This is a genomic window from Bacillus sp. PK5-006, assembly GCF_054161415.1.
In genome coordinates this window covers 1,611,688-1,633,327 of the sequence record NZ_CP096414.1, presented here as the reverse complement: position 1 = coordinate 1,633,327, position 21,640 = coordinate 1,611,688, and the positions used below count along the sequence as shown (strand labels likewise).

Here is a 21,640-nt window from a genome sequence, read left to right as displayed (position 1 = left end):
TAACACACTTGCTACTAAAAAGTCAGCTACATACCCTTCTTTTGATAAAAGAAAGTATCAGCAGATGTCAGTCCAAACTTTTCTGGGTGAAAAATTTGCTCTGTAGAACCAACAAATAATACGCCATTTTGTTTTAAACTGCTGCTCATTTTTAAGTAAATTTCTTCTTTTGCCTCTTCAGTAAAGTAAATCAGTACATTTCGGCAGACGATGAGGTCAAGCTGTTTTTCATATGGATCTGCTAAAAGGTTGTGCTTCTTAAATTGAATATGCTTTCGAACCTCATCCTTCACAGTGTAAAATGAAGAATCTTCTTTTTTGAAATATTTTTGCTTGATATGATCTGGCACCTCTTGCAGAGAGCGTTCGTGATATCTGCCTTTTTGAGCTGACTGCAGAACTTTATCATCAATATCAGTTGCAATAATTTGGAAGTCTTTCACAAGAGGATGACTTGACAGCAGCATGGAAAGTGTATATGGCTCCTCTCCTGTCGAACATGCTGCACTCCAAATCTTTAAGGTGCCGCCATTTTTCGAGAGCAGCGGCAGGATTTTTTGATCAAGTACTTCCCAGCGCTGATAGTTTCGGTAAAATTCTGACACATTTATCGTCATGCGGTCCATCGTCTCATCTAATAATGCTCTGTCCTTTTCAAGCGCGGCCGCGAATGCTTCAAAATCTTTAAATCCTTTTTTATCATAAAGTGAGGTTAATCTACGTTTCATTTGTGCTTCTTTATATAAATTTAGATCAACCCCGGTTAGTTTTTTCCATTTTCCAACAAATACTTGATATGGATCCATCAATGTCCTCTCCTGTCTCATCTATCTTTGTCCTAGTATAGCTGTTTTTATCGAAAATTTGTATCTTCTCACGAGAAATTTCGTGTAGAAAGTTCAATATAAAAAAAGCCAAAGTGCTCATTAGATGAACACCTTGGCTTGAAACTTAATAAATCCAGCTTGAGATGGTTTGATCCCAGCTTGTGAGTTCTTCTTGTTTGAAGAATAAGTTAATTTCTCTTTCAGCACTTTCTGGTGAGTCTGACCCATGGATAATGTTTTTCCCAACAGTCAATCCATAGTCTCCTCTTATTGTGCCTGGAAGCGCTTCCTTTGGATTTGTTTTGCCGATAATCTGTCTTGTTACGTCTACTACCTGTTCACCTTGCCATACCATTGCAAATACAGGTCCTGACGTAATAAAGTCAACCAATTCCCCGAAAAACGGTTTTTCTTTATGCTCTCCGTAATGGGTTTCTGCTACTTCCTTTGGAATACTCATTAGTTTTGCACCAACAAGCTGAAGCCCCTTTTTTTCGAATCTTGACACAATGTCACCGATTAATTGTCTTTCCACACCATCAGGTTTGACCATAAGAAATGTTTTGTCCATATACGTTTTCCACCCCGTCGTTATGTATGTATAGGCTTACATTGTTACAAAGTGATCGTATCATTTTTTTTTATAATAATCAATTTTTGACAAAAAATTTCACAAAAAAACCAATCAACATCACGTTGATTAGAATTTTCGTTTCCCAATATATTTTGCAATGGAGGCGAGTGACGTTCTCGCTCGTCCTCGAGGAAGTTTGTCGAGCTGTTCAAAAGCTTTTTTCAAATACATTTCACTCACTCGAATCGAGCGGTCGATCGCATCTGTTTGTTTGAGGCTTTCAATGACAGGCTCCAGCTGCTTCTCCGTCGTTTCACTATTGATCAGCTTCAATTGACCTTCTAGCGTCGGATTTTTCAGTGCATATAAGACTGGGAGTGTGACATTCCCTTGTAAAAGGTCTCCTCCGACAGGCTTGCCCAGCTCTTCTTCAGTTGATGTGAAATCAAGGACATCATCAATGATTTGATAGGACATGCCGACATAGTATCCAAACCAATAGAGGGCTTTATGTGTTTTTTCATCTGTACCTGCTGCAATGGCGCCTAATTGACAGCTGCCTGCAATGAGCAAGGCTGTTTTTCGTTTGATTCTTCTTAAATATGTACGGAGGTTTTGATCCATATTATATTTATCTTTCACTTGCTCTATCTCACCAAGACAAAGCTCGACGACCATTTTTGACAAAATTTCATGTGCCATTGGGTGATTGATTTTTGTCATGTATTCAAGTGATCTCGCAAACATATAATCCCCTGTGTACATGGCAATTCTGTTATCCCATTTTGCCTTTATCGTTGGTTTGCCTCTTCTCAGCTCTGCATCATCAATAACATCATCGTGAACAAGTGATGCCATATGAATCAGCTCGAGGGCAACGGCAACATATTTAATTTTATTAATGTCATAGTCACCAAACATGCCTGAAAGGAGAACAAAAACGGGGCGGATTCGTTTTCCGCCCGCTTGCAGCAAATGAAGACCTGCTTCACTTAATAATGCATAATCAGAGCGAACTGTTTGTTCAAGCTCTTTTTCAATTATATCGATATCATGATTTAAAAAAGAGATCATTGCTTTTAGTTTCATTATCTTCACCCAAATATCGTTTATTCAAAGCTTCTTTCCGATATGTGTTGCTGCTACACCGCCTGTAAATGGATGATACGAGACATCAGACAACCCGGCCTCTTCGAACAGAGCCGCCAGCTCTTTCATGCCAGGGAACGTTTTGGCTGATTCTTGAAGCCATGAATACTCCTGATAGCTTTTGGCAAACAATTTACCAAAGAGCGGCATAATGTATTTGAAATAGATGTAGTAGCCCTGTTTAAAGCCGATCATCTCAGGCTGTGAAGTCTCCAGACAGACAACCATTCCGCCAGGCTTCACTACTCTTGTCATTTCCTTGAGCACCGTTAAATAATCAGGAACGTTTCTAAGTCCAAAACCGATGGTGACATAATCAAATGAGTTGTCCTCAAAAGGGAGCTCCATCGCATTGCCATGAAGCAATTCAATTTGTTTGTAGCCCCCAGTCTTCACCTTCGTTTCTCCAACACTCAGCATGTTTTTACTGAAATCAAGGCCTTTGACCTCGCCTTTTTCTCCAACAGCATCTGCAAGCGCAATTGTCCAATCGGCTGTCCCGCAGCATACATCTAATGCTTTAGAGCCTTTTTGCACATTCATGAGTTTCATTGTTTTATCACGCCATTTTTTATGCTGTTTAAAGCTGATGACAGAGTTCATTTGATCATAGTTTTTATAAATTTTTTCAAATACACCGTGTACTCGCTGTTCTTTTGATTGCTGCATGACTTACCCTTCTTCCACTTTCTGATGGTACGCAGGCTCATTTTTCATATGATCCAAGCGATTTAATAGCTCTTTTTGAACGACCGGAGATGAAACAAGATGCTCCTTGATCGGCCGTTTGGCCTTTTCATAGCCTTCATTCTCAAAGTTGTCAAAACATGAATAGGCGTCCGTATAACGATCGTTCAAAAAAAGTTTTAAATGTTTGTCATTTTCTGCTTGTTTCATGAAACGTTTATAAACAAGAAAACGACTTGCAATCTCATTCCAATGCGTTAATTGAAAATGCTCAGAAATCCTTTGGAAAAGCGCAGATTCAACTGTAGCTACACTTTTGTAAAAGTGCGCTGCATCTTGAATGGACCGGTCATACAGTCTAATTTTATGTTCATTGATCTCTTTGATCGCCGTAGCGAGCGTGCGGATCATATAAATGTCTTTCATGTCAGAGAGAAGAGAATAATAGAGACCGCTGAAATAGTCTCCTGCCAGGATGGTCAGCTGACGATTTTTAAATTCGTCTTGCTTGATGGCTGCAGCAGTTGTGACTTCGTCATGGGTATCAAGGGCAATTTGCACAAGCATCGCCGTTAAAATATAATTTTCTTTTTTCTCTGCATCAATTTGAGCTTCTTCAAACATTGCATGAAAAAGAAGGAGCTTATCTTCATCGATGAGTGGTGCGCGTAAATGCTTCGCCAAATAAGGATGAGAAAGCTTTTTATTTAATTTTATATTTAGATTAGATAAAATTCCGTAGATGTCTTGCAAAGATATCACCCTTGTCCCAAAAATTACAGTTTCATATGTAGACCTGCACATTGTATAGAGATTTATTATACCATATCAGCTCTCACTTTTATGCTATCAAGTGCTACAAGTTCTTTATTTCTTTGCTTCGCTTTGAATTTCGCCGAAGCTTGTTTGAATGACAGCATCGCCTCTTACTTTGATCGCTGACGTATGCTCAGTAAATTGTGCAATGATCACTTCACCTTTATCGAGTTTCTCGGAATGGTGAAATCTTGTATCAGAGCCTCTTGTTAGGCCGATGACATTTACACCATTATCAATGGCTTTAATCACCACAAAATCAGATGCTTTATTTTCACTCATTTTGTTCACCTTCCATCTATTGAATTAGTCGTTTTTAATAAAGGAAAGCACTTCTGCTCTTGCGGCTGCATCATTTGCAAATGTGCCGCGGACGGCTGATGTCACTGTTTTAGCGCCTGGCTTTTTCACTCCGCGCATCGTCATACACATATGCTCTGCTTCAACGACAATCATCACGCCATGCGGATTAAGTGTTTCCACCATACTATCTGCAATGGTTGATGTAATGCGTTCCTGAAGCTGCGGGCGTTTAGCCACGGCTTCTACAGCTCTTGCCAGCTTACTAAGTCCCGTTACTTTTCCTCCGCGCGGAATATAAGCAACATGGGCTTTCCCGTAGAAAGGCACAAGGTGGTGTTCACACATTGAATGGAAAGCAATATCTTTTACAAGGACGAGTTCTTCGTGGTCTTCGCCAAAAATGGTTTTAAAATGTTCTTTTGGATCTTCATTTAATCCCGAGAACACTTCTTCATACATTTTTGCGACTCGTTTTGGGGTATCAAGAAGTCCTTCACGATCCGGATCTTCTCCGATTGCTTTTAATATATCGCGTACCGCGTGTTCAATTAATTCTTTATTTATTTCACTCATGTATTATATCCTCCAAAGGCGATTACATTTCATTCAGATTCTAGCACACTTCAGATCCTAAAAGCAAAGGAGAGCGTTCTAAACGAACCTTTTGATTCAAAAGGAAAAGCCCCTTATGAAAGGGGCTTTTCTAGACCAGTGTGAAACTGTATATGTATAACTCCTTCAACAGGATCATTACACATAACGATTATTTACCTGCCACCGCGTCTTTAAGTGCTTTACCTGGTTTGAAAGCAGGTACTTTGCTTGCAGGGATTTCGATCTCTGCACCAGTTTGTGGGTTACGTCCTTTACGAGCTGAACGCTCACGTACTTCAAAGTTACCAAAACCAATAAGTTGGATTTTGTCACCATTTTTAAGTGCATCTAAAATTGTATCAAAAACAGAATCAACTGCTTTTGTCGCGTCTTTTTTAGATAACTCGCTTGCTTCAGCAACCGCGTTAATAAGTTCTGTCTTGTTCATGCCTTTCACCTCCTCCCAAAAATATGCATTCAGTAGATTGTTATCATTTCTTCACAATTCATCTTCTTTCTATACCCTTTTTCAGAAAAAAAAGAGCGTCTAGAAAGCGTTATACATGGCTTTTCATTAGAAAACATCTCTTTGAAGGAATGTTTGTCCAACAAAGTGAAGATTTTCTGTAAGTAGATTAACACATATGAAATACCATATCAAGCATTTTAAAGGGAAGAATCCTTATTCGTCAAGGATTAAGGGCACTTTTGCGAACGAATATTCCTAATTTCAGCCTGAATCTGACTAATCTTTATACAATTGTCTTTTTATGACTCATTCTACACGCAAAAAAAAGACCCCATCAATGAGAGGTCTCACTTACTATAAAATAATCGCGATCAAACCGCCTGATCCTTCGTTAATGATTCTTTCAAGCGTTTCCTTCAGCTTATATCTTGCGTTTTCCGGCATGAGAGACAGCTTTGCTTGAATGCCTTCTCTGACAAGGGAGCTGAGGGAACGGCCAAATATATCTGAATTCCAGATCGAAAGCGGATCATCTTCAAAGTCTTGCATTAAGTAGCGGACGAGCTCTTCACTTTGTTTTTCTGTTCCGATAATCGGTGCAAATTCGCTCTCTACATCTACTTTGATCATATGAATAGATGGAGCGACCGCTTTTAATCTCACGCCGAATCTTGACCCCTGCCTAATGATTTCCGGCTCATCTAAACTCATATCTGATAACGCTGGCGCTGCAATCCCGTAACCAGTCTGCTTCACCATTTTTAATGCGTCTGATACTTGATCATATTCTGTCTTAGCATGAGCAAAGTCTTGCATGAGCTCTAGAAGATGGTCTTTTCCTCTAATTTCTACACCAACCACTTCTTTTAAAATATGATCATATAGATCATCTGGCGCATACAGGTCAATCTCCGCAATCCCCTGACCCATTTCAATTCCTGCTAAACCCGCTCTTTCGATAAAATCAAATTCACTGAATTGACCAACAACACGGTCGACATCTCTTAATCTTTTAATATCCTTTACAGTTTCCTTTACTGAATCCTGATAGCTCTCTCTCAGCCAGTGATCTTCTTTTAGCACCATCACCCAGCTTGGCAGGTTCACATTCACCTCTAGAACTGGGAATTCATATAATGCTTCACGAAGAACGCTGAGTACGTCTTGCTCTCTCATACTTTCTACGCTCATGGCGAGTACTGGAATATCATACTTTTGGCTAAGTTCCTGCCGGAGCGCTTCTGTTTCAGGATGATATGGCCTCACAGAGTTAATGACCATAATAAACGGCTTTCCAACCTCTTTGAGTTCATCAATTACACGTTCTTCAGATTCAATATAATCATGTCTTGGAATTTCTCCAATGGAACCATCTGTTGTAATCACTACACCTATTGTTGAATGCTCTTGAATGACCTTGCGTGTACCAATTTCCGCTGCTTCATGAAACGGGATTGGCTCTTCATACCACGGCGTATTGATCATTCTTGGGCCATTTTCATCTTCATACCCGCGCGCACCAGGGACAGTGTATCCCACACAATCGACAAGCCTGATGTTGACATCAAGGCCGTCACTCACGTGAATTGATGCTGCTTGATTCGGTACAAATTTTGGCTCTGTGGTCATAATGGTTTTTCCTGCTGCGCTTTGCGGCAATTCATCCTGTGCTCTTGCACGATCTGCCTCATTATTGATATTCGGGAGCACCACGAGCTCCATAAACTTTTTAATAAACGTAGATTTCCCTGTACGAACAGCGCCAACGACTCCTAAATATATATCGCCTCCTGTTCGTTCAGCGATATCCTTGAAAATATCGACTTTTTCCAAGTGATCCCCTCCCGGACTTGCTATCCTCGTTTTCAAATTAAATACTCTATTCTTCAATCAAACTGTGCTTGAAAGGTGTCTGGACAATATATGTGTATGACGTTGTCCTATTTGAATATGACACCTTTTTGTTTTGAGAGTAAGTTAGCCATAAAAAAACCTTTCTCCTCATTTATATGCAGAGGAAAAAGGTTCATTCTTGTTTATGACGTCTTTTTTTCTAAAAAGGCAGGCTCACCTTTTTTGTTGATGGTATATGGGACAGAAAACGCGGGTACAAACGGGGTTTCCTGCCAATATACATCTTGAATGTTTTCACCTGGTTTCAGCTTTTGCTTCGTATTCTTCAAAATGTGAGCAAAATCACTGCGGTAGTCCACATAGATGTCACCGTTTGATGAAATCAGTAATGGGAGGGAATTCCCTGTCACAGGACTTATCACCGCAGGGGGCGATTTTAATCCTAGTTTTTTTTCATTTAACGTATATAAATTGGCTGATACGACTTTGCCGTATGGCGGATATGTATGTTCATCTTGATATATCTTGATTCTAAGCCGTAATTCATTGATGGTCTGCGTCATTTTGACATCAAGCAGTTTCACAGTGGGTTTCTTTTCGACGTCTGTGAGGACATAAATATATTCGCCCCCGCCTTCATAAGATGTAGACGGTACATCGTGTAAATATCTTGGTGACAAGCGCTTAAAGTCGATGACATATTTCTGATAAACCGGCGTGTCTGCTTCTTTCGTTTCTATAGGCAAAAGACCATTTGTTGCTTTTTGAAATTCCTCAATCGCTGTCTGTACACTTTGCAGCTGCTCTTCGTATGGCACCCGGTTCTCAGCTTTGCGATTTTCTGGATACAGACATCCTGTTAATAAAATAAGTGCTAACAGTGTGACACTGACTTTTGCTTTGATCATCACATTCTTCCTTTTTCTTTATTCATTGACCGGTCCGCTAAAGACAACTAAAAACACAATGATACCTGATATCAGCATCAAGCTGTATGCAACGGTCGAGGCCGTTATTTTAAGAAATTTGCTTTTCAGCTTAAACCTGCTGAGATAAATGGTTACTACGGCTAAAAACATGAGCCCCATTGAACCAAGCGCAAACCACATCTTGATTAAAGCAAAACTCATCGTGCCTGTCCCCCTTCAAAACGAACGAATTGTAAGCGTTTATATTTCATTTTAAACCAAAAATAAGGTAAATATCAATCATTTTTCCAATCATTCAGAAAAAAGCGCATAAAAAAACTGAAGCAAAGAGGGGGACTCTGCTTCAGTCATTGGATCGACTATTTTCCTCATTCTGTAGAGGCAAAGCTCTATTCAAACTTCATTGCTATGTTATGCAAGTCTTCCCCTTCTTGCATCCTCTACATGCCTAAGTTCAGTCTTTCCTTTTATTTTGTTTGGTTTTCAAACATGTTCACAAGGTCTTCCATCTCATGTGTTTTCACACGTGCCATCAATGATTCTACAGCATCGTCCACCTTTTTCCCTTCAAACAGGACGCCGTAAAGAGCCTCTGTGATCGGCATGCTGACCTTGTATTCTTTGGAGAGCTGATAAGCGCCTTTTGTTGTGCGGACGCCTTCGACAACCATGCCCATTTTTTCAAGCACTTCTTCGAGCTTATATCCTTTACCGAGTAAATTCCCGCAGCGCCAGTTACGCGAATGAACACTTGTACATGTCACGATCAAATCGCCAACGCCTGTTAATCCAGCAAATGTAAGGGGATTCCCTCCCATTTTTGTGCCAAGACGTGCGATTTCAGCAAGTCCTCTTGTGATAAGCGCCGCTTTTGCATTGTCACCATATCCAAGTCCGTCTGTGATACCAGCCGCAAGAGCAATGATATTTTTCAATGCGCCGCCAATTTCCACCCCAATCACATCAGGGTTGGTGTACACTCTAAAATGATTGTTCATGAACAAATCTTGAACAAATTGAGCTGCTTCAATGTTTTCTGACGAGACAGTGACAGTTGTCGGATGACGCAGACCTACTTCTTCTGCATGACTCGGTCCTGATAGGACAACGACAGCCTCTCTTTTCTCAGATGGGACTTCTTGTTCAATCATTTGAGAAATTCTAAGAAGTGTATCTGGTTCAATTCCCTTACTGACATGGACAAATGGCACCTTCGATGAGATCAGCTCATTTGCCTGCTTCAATACCTCACGAATGGCCTTTGTTGGCACAGCGACAATAACCGCCTCTGTCCCCTCTAAAGCCTGCTTCATATCGGTTGTCGCCTGAATAGACGCTGGCAGTTCGACATTTGGCAAGTAATCATGATTTTCATGTTTCTCATTGATTTGATCAATGAGCTCTTGTCTATGTCCCCACATGTGTACATCATGATGATTATCAGCTAATACAAGCGCAAGAGCTGTTCCCCAGCTGCCTGCTCCAAGTACTGAAATTTTCTTCATCCTGCTCACCCTTTTTATTTTCTCGCTCTCGCAAATATTTTAATCGGTGTTCCTTCAAAACCAAATGCATCTCGAATGCGGTTTTCTAGGAAACGCTCATAAGAAAAGTGCATAAGCTCTGGATCGTTGACAAACACAACGAAGGAAGGAGGCTTAATGGCCACCTGTGTTGCATAGTAAATCTTTAGGCGCTGTCCGTTATGGGTCGGCGTTGGATTCATCGCCACCGCATCCATGATGATATCATTTAAAATATTGGTTTGAACGCGCATTGCATGGTTTTCGCTTGCTGTGATAATGGACGGCATTAATGTATGAATTCTCTTTTTCGTAAGAGCAGACATAAACAAGACAGGTGCATAATCAAGGAATTGAAAATGCTCGCGGATGTTTTGCTCAAATTCCTTCATCGTGCGCTCATCTTTTTCAACAGCATCCCATTTGTTCACAATGATGACAACTGCTTTACCAGCTTCGTGTGCATATCCAGCAATTCGTTTATCCTGCTCAATAATGCCTTCCTCGCCGTCAAGTACAACAGCGACAACGTCAGAGCGGTCAATGGCTTTTAATGCACGAAGTACACTGTATTTCTCTGTTGTTTCATATACTTTCCCTTTTTTCCTCATACCTGCTGTATCAACAATGACAAAGTCACGCTGATTGTACGTAAACATCGTATCGACAGCATCTCTTGTTGTACCAGCGATGTTGCTGACAATGACGCGGTCTTCTCCGAGCATCGCATTCACTAAAGAAGATTTCCCTACATTCGGACGGCCAATTAAGCAGAACTGGACAACTTCTTCATCATATTGCGTATCCGGTAAATTCTTAAAATGTTCTGCCACTGCATCAAGCAGATCACCAAGACCTAATCCGTGTGTTCCAGAAATCGGATACGGCTCGCCAAATCCGAGTGCATAAAAGTCATACACGTCGCTTCTCATTTCAGGGTTGTCCAGTTTATTGACAGCAAGTACAACTGGCTTTTTCGTGCGATATAAAATTTTTGCGACTTCTTCATCCGCAGATGTCACACCATCTCGGCCATTCACCATAAAGATAATGACATCCGCTTCGTCCATTGCGATTTCTGCCTGATGGCGAATTTGCGCCAAGAATGGCTCATCTCCAATATCAATTCCACCAGTATCTATTAAATTAAAGTCATAATTTAACCATTCAGCAGAGCTATAGATTCGATCTCTTGTTACACCAGGTGTGTCTTCTACAATCGATATTCTTTCGCCTGCGATTCGATTAAAAATTGTAGATTTTCCAACGTTGGGCCTTCCAACAATGGCTACGACAGGTTTACCCATAGTACCCTTCCTTTCAATCCAGCCGCGATTCAATATGTTCATCATCATGTTTCAACCGGGATTTATAATTTTCATTCAGTTTTATGAAATAAACCCTTCAAACATGAAGGGTTCAACTTATATATTATATCAATTTTTAATCAGACCACAATGAATAACTTAAAAATGTTTGACAATCAAGTAAAGATCTTCTCCAATGCCGTGTGCAATTCCATCTAAAATGGCCTCTAAATTCATGGCATACATGTCGAGCTCTTCTTTATTTTCACAGAAAAAAACCGCTGTTCCGCCAATGACCCGCTCTTTATTAGTTGTTGCCACAGCCAATATAAATTGTTCAATGGTGTTCGCCATGCCCTATTACCTCACTTTCTTTTTAATGAAATCTGTCGGCATTCTTATGGCATTTTCTAAAATAGGCACCTCTTCTAATACACGGACAGCCAAATCTTCACGCTGCCATTGCGGTAAAATGAACACACCAAGTGTACCGGTATTCAGATCACGTTTTGCGAGTGGACAGAGCGATGGTTCACCAGAATCGCGGTACACACCAAGCACGTTCGATAAATCAAATAAAATGGCTTGCCGCTGTCCAAGGTTAGCAATCGTTGTAGCAGAGTTGAAATTTTTCGGTGTCAAAATAAAACCCATCCCATGCTCTAAAATGAGCTTTTGCTTTTCAGGCAGCCCGATATTCATAATGTATATATCATTCACATAAAGCCCTGCCCCATCAAAGCGAAGTTCCCCTTTTTGAATGCTGACGATATCCTTTAATTGACTGCCTGACATTAATAGCTTTGCCATGAAAAAACAAAGAATACCGACCACTGTTCCAACAACAAGCGAGAAGAAAATACAGGCTGTCGTTGTAATAAGTGCAGTGAGAATCGCAATATAATTTCGACTTTCAAAGGCAATGGCAATGCCTTCTATATATGTACTGCCTCGTGAGACAAGCTCATACGAATCCATTTGGGTTAACGTATTTCTTTCCATATTTCGGACATCTCGAAATTGCGTGGCTGCCAAAGTGAGAAAGGTAATCGCTGTAAATTCCTCCTGAATTAGTGCAGGCATAATGATCGCACCTAATCCTGACGCAATAAAACCAAGTGCAATGTGAATCACTTGTCCATGAATATACGTAGGGTATTGCCGGTAATCCGTTCTTAACATGTAAAGTCTGGCCGCCATCCCAAAGATGACACCAATAATCACAGGAAACGTATAATCTGTCATGTTGATTTTGCAGCCCCTTTTACTGATTTTCTTGATGAACGGGCGTTCAAGAGCTTTTCAAACTGATCGACTCCTAATAGGAAGACGGCTCCTTGTACAACGAAGGAAAGAAAAGAGAGATCCCCTATGACAATTGATGATGTGAGGCGGTGAATCGTCAGCGCATAAAGGGCTTCGCCGAGACATACTGACATCATCCATAAGGTGATTCTTTCCGTTAACGGCTGTCCATATGTCATACACATTAAGATCAGCAGGGCAAATACGACCCAATCCACCTTTATTATCGTGAACCAAACAGGGTCATATAATGCAAATATCATAAAAAAGGCATACGCGCTCACCATCGAGCCCAATTGCATGATTCTCATCATTCGGTAACTAGGCCTGAATATGACGAAAGCAGCACATGCATATAAAAAAGTCATCAAGAAACCCGCATTGATGCTTATATCTAAAACGGATATCATGACATGACTGAATATAATATGGACAAGTACACAGATGCCCAGCACGGTGCGCCACAAACTTTTTTCCATGATAAATGTCACCATAATCCAAACGAACCATATAGACCAATAATAGTACAAAGCCTCCAACGCCTCATCACCTCAATTACATTATGGGAAAATCCCCAATTTTTAAACATGCGGATCGTTACCGGCTTTGTATGAAATAAACAAGAGGTGACACCCTAATAACCTGAGGAGGGATACATGATGGGAAAAGATAGACAGGAAAAGCGTTTAAAGGCGTCAAGAAGAGTGGAATCTGACCGCGATCAATCCATTCATCATAAGGGTGCAACAGCATTAGAAGGTCCAGAAAGCGCTCGAAAAAGAAATCAATAAAAAAAGGCATGTGATGATCACATGCCTCTCTTACTATAGTACTTTGTGTCAACGCCTCTTTCTTTGAGCCAATGACTTGTTTCCCCTGAGATCACAACTTGAGCCTGTCTCAGTTCTTCAATCGTCTTCACGCCAAGCACTGTCATCATCATCTTGATATCTTCTTGAAGTTCCATGATATCTGCGATGAGGCCGCTTTCTCCTCCACTGGTCAATGATTTTAAGAAAAATCCAGCTAGACCAGCAGCAGATGCGCCAAGAGCCATTGATTTGGTTACATCAAGAGCATCTTGAATACCTCCGGAAGCTAAAATCGTTTGATTTGGAAAGGCTGTATGTACTTCAGTAAGACTCGCTGCAGTTGGAATTCCCCATTGATCAAAATAACGAAGTGCTTTTTGGCGGCGGAGATTTTCAATCTTTGAAAAGTTCGTTCCACCAAATCCGCCTACATCAACGGCTGCAACCCCAGCATGGAATAACTTTCCTGCCGTCTCCTTGCTCATGCCAAATCCGACTTCTTTTACAACAACAGGCACACCAACAGATTCAACGATAGCTGCAATCCGCTCAAGCGCCCCCCTGAAATCGCGATCGCCTTCAGGCATGACAATCTCTTGGATGACATTCAGATGAATTTGGAGCATATTTGCCTCGAGCATGCTGACTGCTTCTTGAGCTTGCTTCATTGTCGCTTCACTGCCTAAATTCGCAAATACAATTCCATCCGGATTGACTTTACGAACGACTTCATATGTTCGTCTTTCTTCTTTATCTTTCAGTGCAGCCATTTGTGATCCAACTGCTACTGGGATATTGGTCTCCTTCGCTGCGATCGATAAAGAGCGGTTGATCTCATAGGTGGATTCTCCGCCTCCGCCAGTCATTGCATTGATAAAAATTGGCGAACCGAAAGTCAGTCCGCCAATTGTCGTATGTGTATCAATTTGTGATGTCGCAAGATCTGGTAAACTGGCGTGAACGAAGGAAACATCATCTAAACCTGTTGCTGCATGCTGGCCAGTGGACAGCGCATGCTCAATATGCTGCTTCTTTCTTTCTGCTCGCGTCAATTTTGATCACCAAATTATTTTAGTTTATTGAGTTTATCGCCGATCAGGTCACCAAGCTGGAATCCGCTTGTGTTTTCTTCTTTCGCCTGATATTGACGATAATCCTCTTCGATTTGTTTTTCAGGATTTTCTTCTAAATCACGGATGCTTAGTGAAATGCGCTCTTCGTCTTCATTCACATCAAGCACTTTCACTTTCACAGTCTGCCCTTCTTCAAGGACTTCTTGCGGCGTGCCGATATGTTTATGAGAGATTTGGGAAATATGCACAAGCCCTTCTACACCTGGCAGAATTTCAACAAATGCACCAAAGCTCACAAGACGTTGAACGGTTCCTTCAAGCACATCACCTTGTTTTACCTTTTCACCAATTTGGCTCCAAGGTCCTGGTAATGTTTCTTTAATAGATAGTGAGATACGTTCGTTATCACGATCAACAGCAAGTACTTTGACCTTGACTTCCTGTCCTTCTTCTACTACGTCAGATGGCTTTTCAACATGCGCATGGGATAGTTGAGAAATGTGAACTAATCCATCAATGCCGCCAATGTCAACAAATGCACCAAAATCAGTAAGCCTCTGCACTTTACCATCAATCACACTGCCTACTTCAAGCTTTTGCAGGAAGTCTTGCTTTTTGTCTAATTGCTCTTGCTCAACGACTGCACGGTGCGAGAGAATCACGCGATTTTTTTCGCGGTCAAGTTCTACCACGACAAGTGAGAGTGTTTTCCCTTTGTAATCTGTGAAGTCTTCTACATAGTGTGCTTCTACAAGAGATGCAGGAATAAATCCGCGCACACCAATGTCAACGACAAGACCACCTTTTACAACGTCTTTTACTTCAGCTTCAAATACCTCTTTTGTTTCAAACTTTTTCTCTAGGTCTTCCCAAGCGCGGTCTGCATCAACAGCACGTTTAGATAAAATCAAAGCATCGTCTTCGACCTTTGTTACTTTAAGCTCTAACTCGTCGCCATCTTTCACGACATCTGATGCTTTTTCAACGTGAAGACTTGATAATTCACTGATTGGGATGATACCAGGTTGTTTCACATTGACGATATCTACATTGACATGCTTGTCCTCAACTTTAGAAACAATCCCTTTCACTACATCTCCAACCTCTGGTACCTGAACATCGATTTGATTCATTTCCTCTGTCATTTCGATAACCTCCTTGGTCCAAACCTACACAGCTTAGTTAAAACGACTGGGCGAATATGTGTCTTAAGCATGATGATTGCCAGCCGAATATGTATTATAGAAACATTCAAATCAATATAATTGCTTGAATGATCAATAAAAATAGTATTAGTATAAACTTCTAATAAAAGACCTTGTTTGTCAAGAGATAAACCTCTAACTTATAAAAGTTTTCTAAAATTTCTTACTGTTTCTCCACGCGGTCTGCTGCATCTAAAATTTTCCCTGCCACCTCTTGAATAGAAAGGGAAGTGGTGTCAATCTCAATGGCGCCATCTGCTTTCTTCAAAGGTGAAACTTCGCGCTCAGAATCAAGCTTATCGCGTCTTGCAATCTCTTCGATCAACTGATCGTAATTGACATCGTAGCCTTTTTTCTGATTCTCTTCAAAGCGGCGTTTTGCTCTTTCTTCTACTGATGCAAGCAAGAAAATTTTCACTTCAGCATCTGGAAGTACGTGAGTGCCTATGTCTCTTCCGTCCATAACGACGCCGCCTCGTTTGCCAAGCTCTTGCTGCCTGCGGACCATTTCTTCCCGAACAGCTCTGTGCTTTGCAACAACCGATACTTGGTTGCTTACGCGGTCTGTGCGAATATCCTCTGTGACATCCGTATTGTTTAGATGGACTTTTTGACCCTCGTCTGTTGTGACTAGTTCAATGACCGTTTTTTTCAGTAATGAATCAAGTGCCTGTTCGTCTTCAAGGTCTACACCTTGATTGAGTGCCGCAAGTGTAATCGCGCGGTACATAGCACCTGTATCAATATAAATATATGATTTTTTGGCTGCGACAATTTTTGCCACAGTGCTTTTGCCTGCTGCTGCAGGACCGTCAATTGCAATAGATAATTTCTTTTTCATAATACCTCTCCTTGATTGAATCTCCCTTATGAATTGTAACACGATCACCGCTCAAACGGGGGAATTTTCTATCAATCCTTCTGCTTAAACGTTTCAATCCATTCTTCAATGCTCATGTTGTTCACACCCTCATACTGCACGACTTTTGACAAAAAAAGTTCTCCTTTCGTCAAATGAAGTGTGATCTGAACGGTGAGCAATAAAACAAGCTGAATGAGCACCACTTTCAATAACCATCTTTCCATTGTCTTCATACAAAAAGCCTCCACGCTAGATTCTTTCCTCTCTAGTATGGAAGCTTTTTACACCCTTTATTCTTATGCTTTTTTCACACGTGTTAAAAGCTGCTGCTGGAAGCAGTATTTCATGATGTGCTGCTGGTGGTCATTTGTGATCTCTGAAAACTCCATGATCGCTCTTGTTTTGCCAGACTGTTCATCTTGATATACTCGATTCATCTCTGCAACCGCTTTTATTTTCACGGGCTCTTTTAGGGGTAGTTCAAACTCTGTGACCACTTCTCCATATTCTTTCAATGACACGCCCTCAGGAACAGAGATTGCTACGCCGCCAGCACTCATATTTACAATAAACGTCTCAAAGGCCTCTTCGTCCGTTTGCATGATAGTAGCTTTGACCATCGTATCCACTCTCAGATATTCTCTTCGCTGAAGGCGAATCATTTCTTCTTTTGGCGGTATGGAAATGACAATCATCGGAATATCTTCTTTTCTTTTTCCGATGACTTCGCTTGTACATTTGTATGGAATTTGGTTTTCGTCAAAAAAGAAGACGGTGATTTCTGTCTGCTGGTTTAAGTAGATGGTGCGTCCCGTTTCTTTATCAGCTGGATAATTAATGCAAATATCATCGTTATTATTTTCCAAAACCTTCGATTTTGCTGTTTTCACTTCTTTGTTCTCATTGACATATTCAATTGTGATTGCATCCCCTATTTGTAACATTCCTCATCACTCTTTTCATCTGTGAAATCGTATCCTCTCCTATATTAAACCATGTCTAAAACAAAAGGAAAAGACTTATTAGCCTTTTCCTCGTTTCCTTTTTTATAGGTCTTTATATATAGGTTCTGCGTTTTTTAGTTTATCTACTCGTTCTTCTTTTCCAGTATCTGCATTAATGAACATGCGATACGTATCGTTTTTTATCGTTCCGAGGAACTCATAGCACAGAACTTCCTCTGACATATCATTTTGCACAATCGCTAAATGAGTATCTTCGATCTTTACATGCTGATTTAATGTTTTCTTCGCTTCTTTTTGCGAGATTTTAGGTGCTTTAATGTCTCGTGTTTTATGATTCGTTAAGTAATCCTTCGCTGAAAACCCAACAACCTCACCATCGTCCAATGCGACTTTCATGCGTATACTATCTGGATAAAGCAGAACATTTTTCTGAAGAGGAACATAGGTAAATACACCGATATTATCAAATTGTGCACTTTCATCTAAATGGAACGATTCTGTGTCAAACCCTTGCTTCTTTAGGAAGCTGAGTGCTTTTTCTGATGCCTCATTCAAACTGATTTTCTGTTTTTTCACGTCACGATTCTGAAGAAGGTAGACTGGGTGTCCTCCTTTTTCAGTTAAGTCTAGATAAAAGTTTGCATGGCTGTCTGGATCAGACATCGATAAGCTGTACACGTCGCGATTGGTTTTGCTGCCGCTTTTTCTCACTTTAAAATGTTGATTATGGTCTGGTGTGAATTGCTGTGCAATGCGGATCGCTTCTTTTTTTGAAATCTTATCGCCTTTTAAATGATTGTAGCCTTGTGTTTCTTTTTCTGTGGACACATTTGTAGGCCCAAGATCGACATCTGCAAATGCATCTGCATTTCTCTCGACTGTTTTCAGCCCGTCAATGATGGTGTTGTCGTTCTTTCGATCGCCGTCAGCGAGCGCCATTTCAACATCCATCCATTTTAAGTTTTTATTAAGTACGAGGTGCTGCACTTGTCTAAGTTCGTTTTGGATATCTGACGCTTGATTATATAGAGCTGTAATGGTTTTGTGCGTATCTTTATTTAATGGTTCATCTGATAAAGATTTGACTGATGATTTGTAGCTAAAATCTCCGACATTCGCCAGGAATTCTTCCGTTTTATTAAAAGGCATCAATGTAAGCGGGAGCTGGCTGACATTGTTATGCGCTTCTGATGACATTCTCCATACATCTGCAAGTGCTGGTGAGATGGATGTTTGGCTGTTCATCGCAAGTGTTGCGCCCAGTTTGTCATGCAGCTGATCCACCTGATACGTTAAATCATGGAATGCTCTTTGGTAGTTGTTCTCAGCATGAAGCAGTACGGCGTCTTTTTCTTGATGTTCTTTATAGCCCCAATAACCTGTTGAGATGACAGCAATTCCTAAAATAGCAATCAATATTCCTCTGATCATTTATTTACACCTCTTTTTATTCGCAGAATATATGTTTCCCGATTCGTTTAATTTGTGGTCTTCCCCAAATCCATGGACTTGTTGCTGTATCAGGATTAAAGTAATAGATGGCGCTCTCAGATGGATCCCAGCCATTGATTGCATCAAATACAGCTTTTTTTGCCGTTTCATCTGGCGTCATATAAAATTGCCCATCTGCTACAGCAGTAAACGCAAGCGGTTCAAAAATGACTCCTGCGATCGTATTTGGAAAGGTCGGATTGTTCAAACGGTTTAAGATAACGGCCGCGATAGCCACCTGTCCTTCATACGGCTCACCTCTTGCTTCACTGTACACAGCTTGCGACAAGAGCTGAATGTCATTACTAGAAAAACCACCAGGCATGTTGGCTGCTGTTTGTTTTGGTGTTTGATTTCCCTGCTGGCTGCCTGACTGATTGCCAGACTTCCCAGATGATCCACCTTGACTTTTTTGATTTTCGTTTGTACCTTGGGCTGTCTTTTTTTGCGAGCTTCTTTGCGCAGGAGCCTTTGTTTGCTGATCAAGAGGCTTCCCGCCATAATGGGTAAACTGGTTCCCTTCCTGCAGCTGCTTTTGAACAAACTCTTTGTAGTATTTCGTCTTTTGAACTAATAAGCTTTTTGTTTTCTCACCTACAAGTCCATCGACCTTCTTCATGCCAAATTGGCTTTGAAAGTTGCGAACGGCCCAGTACGTCCCCCAGCCATAGACGCCATCGATTTTGCCATTGTAAAAACCATTGTATTGGAGCCGCGCTTGCAGCTCGACTACATCTTCTCCTGTTGCCCCGCGCTGGATGACTTGGGCGGTGAAGGCTTCACTTTTACTGACTGTCAAAAGTGAAGACGCAAGAAGAACGATTGAGAAGATAAGAACAATTTGTTTCATGAAACGAGCTTTATCCATATTTGATCCTCCTGTACTTTTGATGTTTGAATATATGTTTCTTCCGATCCCTATTTTTATACATTCAACACAGGAGAGAATTGGATGGAAAAGACAAAAAAACGCCCTATAAACAAATAGGACGTTTTCCAAAATTAAATTTGCACCATTTTTACCGCACGGGCTTTTTTTGCTTTCCTTAAACCAAACCACCATAAAAAAATCATGAACGGCACCATGATATATCCCCAGTTTTTCATCCCTAATAGAATGAAATCATACAGGCCGTGAAACAGCACAGGGAGCGTTAAAGAAAGGATCAGCCATTTGCGCTGCTCTTTTTTATCAGAGAAGCGGGCTTTTCCGATATAAAAACCCATCACAACACCAAATAATGCGTGACTTGATACAGGTAATAAAGCACGGGTAAACGCATATTCGACCCCGTGACCGACTAAGTAAAGGATATTTTCAAGTGTTGCAAAACCAAGTGAGACACTCGTTCCATACACAATTCCGTCATAGTGTTCGTCAAACTGGGCATGTGCATAAACGCTGACCATTAAAATAAACCATTTTAATGATTCCTCTAAAAAGCCCGACGTCACAAATGAAATCAAGATAGGATTTGTTGCGATATTTTCCTCTTGAAGGACATATTGAATAAACATGGTTGGAAACACAAGTATGACACCTAGCATAAAAGATCTGATGACCATGTGAACCGGCTCATTGTCGTACTGATCTTTCAAATAAAAATAACTTAAAAGTGCGATGCCGGGAGCTAAACCTGCTGAGATGATTGCGATCATAACCAGACCTCTTTCCCTACATTATCCTTCATTATCGTACCATGATTTACCCTTTTTTTATATGACTCGGGCCCATTTTTCTAAAATATCTTTCTATATAATCCCAATTTATATAAAAAGAACCGAACCCCTTTGAAGGATTCAGTTCTTTTTTTATCCGTTGATTCTTTTGTTGATTTCTTCTGCAATGAGTCCGCCATGAAATCTTCCATTTTCAATGAAAATTTCATTGGCATTATTTCCAGCAGCAATGACTCCCGCAATGAAAATACCTTCAACATTCGTTTCCATCGTCTGTTCATCAAATGCTGGACGGCCTGATTCTGGATCAATCGTGACACCCATTTTTTCTAAGAAAGAATGATCTGGGTGATAGCCAGTCATAGCAAATACATAGTCACTTTTCACTCGATCCGTTTGATCTTGCTGGTTTGTAAAGATCACATCTTCTTCTGTGATTTCTTTCACCTGCGCACCAAACTCCATTCGAATGGTTCCATTACGGACAAGCGCTTCAAACTCTGGTAGTATCCAAGGCTTGATGCTGGATGAATATTCGGTTCCTCTATACAGCACAGTGACTCTGCTTCCGCATTTCACAAGTTCTAGCGCAGCATCCACACTGGAGTTCTTTCCGCCGATCACCGTCACATCTTTATCAAAATATGGATGTCCTTCTTTAAAATAGTGATATACGTGAGGAAGGTCTTCTCCTTTGACGTTCATATAGTTTGGATGATCATAGTAGCCAGTCGCAATGACGACGTAATCACATGAATAGTTGTCTTTTGTTGTATTTACCGTAAAACGGCCATCTTGTTTCGTCACGGCGTTTACTTTTTCAAAAGCATGTACACGCAGTTTTTTTCGTCTGACGACCTCTCGGTAATAAGAAAGTGCCTGAATACGAACGGGCTTACGGTTCTCAGTAATAAAAGCGACATCACCGATTTCAAGCTTTTCACTTGTACTAAAAAAGGTTTGATGTGTTGGGTAATGATAAATACTGTTCACGACATTCCCCTTTTCAATCACAAGTGCATCAATCCCAATTTGCTTGAATGCGATGGCAGCTGATAACCCGCATGGGCCGCCTCCTATTATGATCGCTTTTTCTTGTTTCATTTGTTCCACTCCTGTCATTTCACTGCAATAACAATTGCTGGGCTGTTTGATTCTTTGTTCCATTCCATAAAAAAATCTCCTATTTAAGGATAGGAGATTTTAAGGCGCGAT

26 protein-coding genes are annotated in these 21,640 nt (G+C 40.8%); 1 reads left to right on the top strand and 25 read right to left on the bottom strand.

Translation table 11 applies throughout. The features are described from left to right. Window positions 1–26: 26 nt before the first annotated feature. The 16 genes from M1D84_RS08540 to M1D84_RS08465 all read right to left on the bottom strand — a co-directional run bounded on the left by M1D84_RS08540 (window position 27) and on the right by M1D84_RS08465 (window position 12,816). On the bottom strand, window positions 27–806 hold the full coding sequence (locus tag M1D84_RS08540) for a CheR family methyltransferase (protein ID WP_458106439.1): 780 nt from the start codon (window positions 804–806) through the stop codon (window positions 27–29). A 145-nt stretch (window positions 807–951) separates the two neighbouring features. Next, window positions 952–1,398, bottom strand: coding sequence for a nucleoside-diphosphate kinase (gene ndk, locus M1D84_RS08535; protein ID WP_024422808.1), 447 nt, complete (start codon window positions 1,396–1,398; stop codon window positions 952–954). 129 nt (window positions 1,399–1,527) lie between these two features. Then, the gene (gene hepT / locus M1D84_RS08530; protein ID WP_024422809.1) at window positions 1,528–2,490 is read right to left on the bottom strand and encodes a heptaprenyl diphosphate synthase component II; all 963 of its coding nucleotides are present in this window, start codon (window positions 2,488–2,490) and stop codon (window positions 1,528–1,530) included. 24 nt (window positions 2,491–2,514) lie between these two features. Continuing rightward, entirely contained in the window at window positions 2,515–3,219 is a 705-nt protein-coding gene (locus M1D84_RS08525) for a demethylmenaquinone methyltransferase (RefSeq protein WP_024422810.1), read from the bottom strand. 3 nt (window positions 3,220–3,222) lie between these two features. Beyond that, window positions 3,223–3,990: a heptaprenyl diphosphate synthase component 1 gene (locus M1D84_RS08520; RefSeq protein ID WP_061109295.1), complete on the bottom strand. Its 768-nt coding sequence runs from the start codon at window positions 3,988–3,990 to the stop codon at window positions 3,223–3,225. Window positions 3,991–4,104: 114 nt separating this feature from the next. Beyond that, entirely contained in the window at window positions 4,105–4,335 is a 231-nt protein-coding gene (gene mtrB / locus M1D84_RS08515; protein ID WP_008344541.1) for a trp RNA-binding attenuation protein MtrB, read from the bottom strand. Window positions 4,336–4,359: 24 nt separating this feature from the next. Continuing rightward, window positions 4,360–4,929, bottom strand: a complete 570-nt coding sequence (gene folE / locus M1D84_RS08510) for a GTP cyclohydrolase I FolE (protein ID WP_003215789.1) — start codon at window positions 4,927–4,929, stop codon at window positions 4,360–4,362. A 190-nt stretch (window positions 4,930–5,119) separates the two neighbouring features. After that, a complete protein-coding gene (hbs, locus tag M1D84_RS08505; protein WP_003215863.1) occupies window positions 5,120–5,398 on the bottom strand; it encodes a non-specific DNA-binding protein Hbs in 279 nt (92 codons plus the stop codon). A 375-nt stretch (window positions 5,399–5,773) separates the two neighbouring features. Then, window positions 5,774–7,252: a stage IV sporulation protein A gene (gene spoIVA, locus M1D84_RS08500; RefSeq protein ID WP_008344534.1), complete on the bottom strand. Its 1,479-nt coding sequence runs from the start codon at window positions 7,250–7,252 to the stop codon at window positions 5,774–5,776. Between the two features lie 203 nt (window positions 7,253–7,455). Then, on the bottom strand, window positions 7,456–8,181 hold the full coding sequence (locus M1D84_RS08495; RefSeq protein WP_024422812.1) for a hypothetical protein: 726 nt from the start codon (window positions 8,179–8,181) through the stop codon (window positions 7,456–7,458). Window positions 8,182–8,199: 18 nt separating this feature from the next. Continuing rightward, on the bottom strand, window positions 8,200–8,403 hold the full coding sequence (locus tag M1D84_RS08490; RefSeq protein WP_024422813.1) for a DUF2768 domain-containing protein: 204 nt from the start codon (window positions 8,401–8,403) through the stop codon (window positions 8,200–8,202). Between the two features lie 266 nt (window positions 8,404–8,669). After that, complete coding sequence (locus M1D84_RS08485; RefSeq protein WP_024428086.1) at window positions 8,670–9,707, bottom strand: NAD(P)H-dependent glycerol-3-phosphate dehydrogenase; 1,038 nt, start codon at window positions 9,705–9,707, stop codon at window positions 8,670–8,672. Between the two features lie 14 nt (window positions 9,708–9,721). Beyond that, the gene (der, locus tag M1D84_RS08480; RefSeq protein ID WP_024422815.1) at window positions 9,722–11,032 is read right to left on the bottom strand and encodes a ribosome biogenesis GTPase Der; all 1,311 of its coding nucleotides are present in this window, start codon (window positions 11,030–11,032) and stop codon (window positions 9,722–9,724) included. A 159-nt stretch (window positions 11,033–11,191) separates the two neighbouring features. Further along, window positions 11,192–11,386, bottom strand: a complete 195-nt coding sequence (locus tag M1D84_RS08475; RefSeq protein WP_008344527.1) for a capping complex subunit for YIEGIA — start codon at window positions 11,384–11,386, stop codon at window positions 11,192–11,194. 6 nt (window positions 11,387–11,392) lie between these two features. After that, window positions 11,393–12,277: a YIEGIA family protein gene (locus M1D84_RS08470; RefSeq protein ID WP_024422816.1), complete on the bottom strand. Its 885-nt coding sequence runs from the start codon at window positions 12,275–12,277 to the stop codon at window positions 11,393–11,395. Then, window positions 12,274–12,816, bottom strand: a complete 543-nt coding sequence (locus tag M1D84_RS08465; RefSeq protein ID WP_133744152.1) for a YphA family membrane protein — start codon at window positions 12,814–12,816, stop codon at window positions 12,274–12,276. Before M1D84_RS08465 ends, M1D84_RS08470 begins: the two co-directional genes overlap by 4 nt. Window positions 12,817–12,996: 180 nt before the next feature. Here M1D84_RS08465 and M1D84_RS08460 point away from each other — a divergent pair, with 180 nt between their 5' ends. Continuing rightward, on the top strand, window positions 12,997–13,128 hold the full coding sequence (locus tag M1D84_RS08460; RefSeq protein WP_073206119.1) for a YpzI family protein: 132 nt from the start codon (window positions 12,997–12,999) through the stop codon (window positions 13,126–13,128). Between the two features lie 17 nt (window positions 13,129–13,145). On the opposite strand, the gene fni is transcribed toward M1D84_RS08460, so the two are convergent. The 9 genes from fni to M1D84_RS08415 all read right to left on the bottom strand — a co-directional run bounded on the left by fni (window position 13,146) and on the right by M1D84_RS08415 (window position 21,529). Beyond that, a complete protein-coding gene (fni, locus tag M1D84_RS08455) occupies window positions 13,146–14,201 on the bottom strand; it encodes a type 2 isopentenyl-diphosphate Delta-isomerase (RefSeq protein WP_332284201.1) in 1,056 nt (351 codons plus the stop codon). Between the two features lie 14 nt (window positions 14,202–14,215). Further along, window positions 14,216–15,367: a 30S ribosomal protein S1 gene (rpsA, locus tag M1D84_RS08450; protein ID WP_024422818.1), complete on the bottom strand. Its 1,152-nt coding sequence runs from the start codon at window positions 15,365–15,367 to the stop codon at window positions 14,216–14,218. Window positions 15,368–15,590: 223 nt separating this feature from the next. Next, complete coding sequence (gene cmk / locus M1D84_RS08445; protein WP_024422819.1) at window positions 15,591–16,268, bottom strand: (d)CMP kinase; 678 nt, start codon at window positions 16,266–16,268, stop codon at window positions 15,591–15,593. Between the two features lie 71 nt (window positions 16,269–16,339). After that, on the bottom strand, window positions 16,340–16,522 hold the full coding sequence (locus M1D84_RS08440; protein WP_024422820.1) for a DUF5359 family protein: 183 nt from the start codon (window positions 16,520–16,522) through the stop codon (window positions 16,340–16,342). 63 nt (window positions 16,523–16,585) lie between these two features. Beyond that, a complete protein-coding gene (locus M1D84_RS08435; RefSeq protein ID WP_024422821.1) occupies window positions 16,586–17,233 on the bottom strand; it encodes a flagellar brake protein in 648 nt (215 codons plus the stop codon). Between the two features lie 102 nt (window positions 17,234–17,335). Then, entirely contained in the window at window positions 17,336–18,685 is a 1,350-nt protein-coding gene (gene ypeB, locus M1D84_RS08430) for a germination protein YpeB (RefSeq protein WP_024422822.1), read from the bottom strand. 16 nt (window positions 18,686–18,701) lie between these two features. Further along, window positions 18,702–19,613: a spore cortex-lytic enzyme gene (gene sleB, locus M1D84_RS08425; RefSeq protein WP_056767158.1), complete on the bottom strand. Its 912-nt coding sequence runs from the start codon at window positions 19,611–19,613 to the stop codon at window positions 18,702–18,704. Between the two features lie 134 nt (window positions 19,614–19,747). After that, window positions 19,748–20,404 (bottom strand): glutamic-type intramembrane protease PrsW, encoded by a 657-nt coding sequence (prsW, locus tag M1D84_RS08420; RefSeq protein WP_024422824.1) that lies wholly within the window; start codon window positions 20,402–20,404, stop codon window positions 19,748–19,750. Between the two features lie 153 nt (window positions 20,405–20,557). Then, entirely contained in the window at window positions 20,558–21,529 is a 972-nt protein-coding gene (locus M1D84_RS08415) for a YpdA family putative bacillithiol disulfide reductase (protein ID WP_286099146.1), read from the bottom strand. Between the last annotated feature and the right edge of the window lie 111 nt (window positions 21,530–21,640).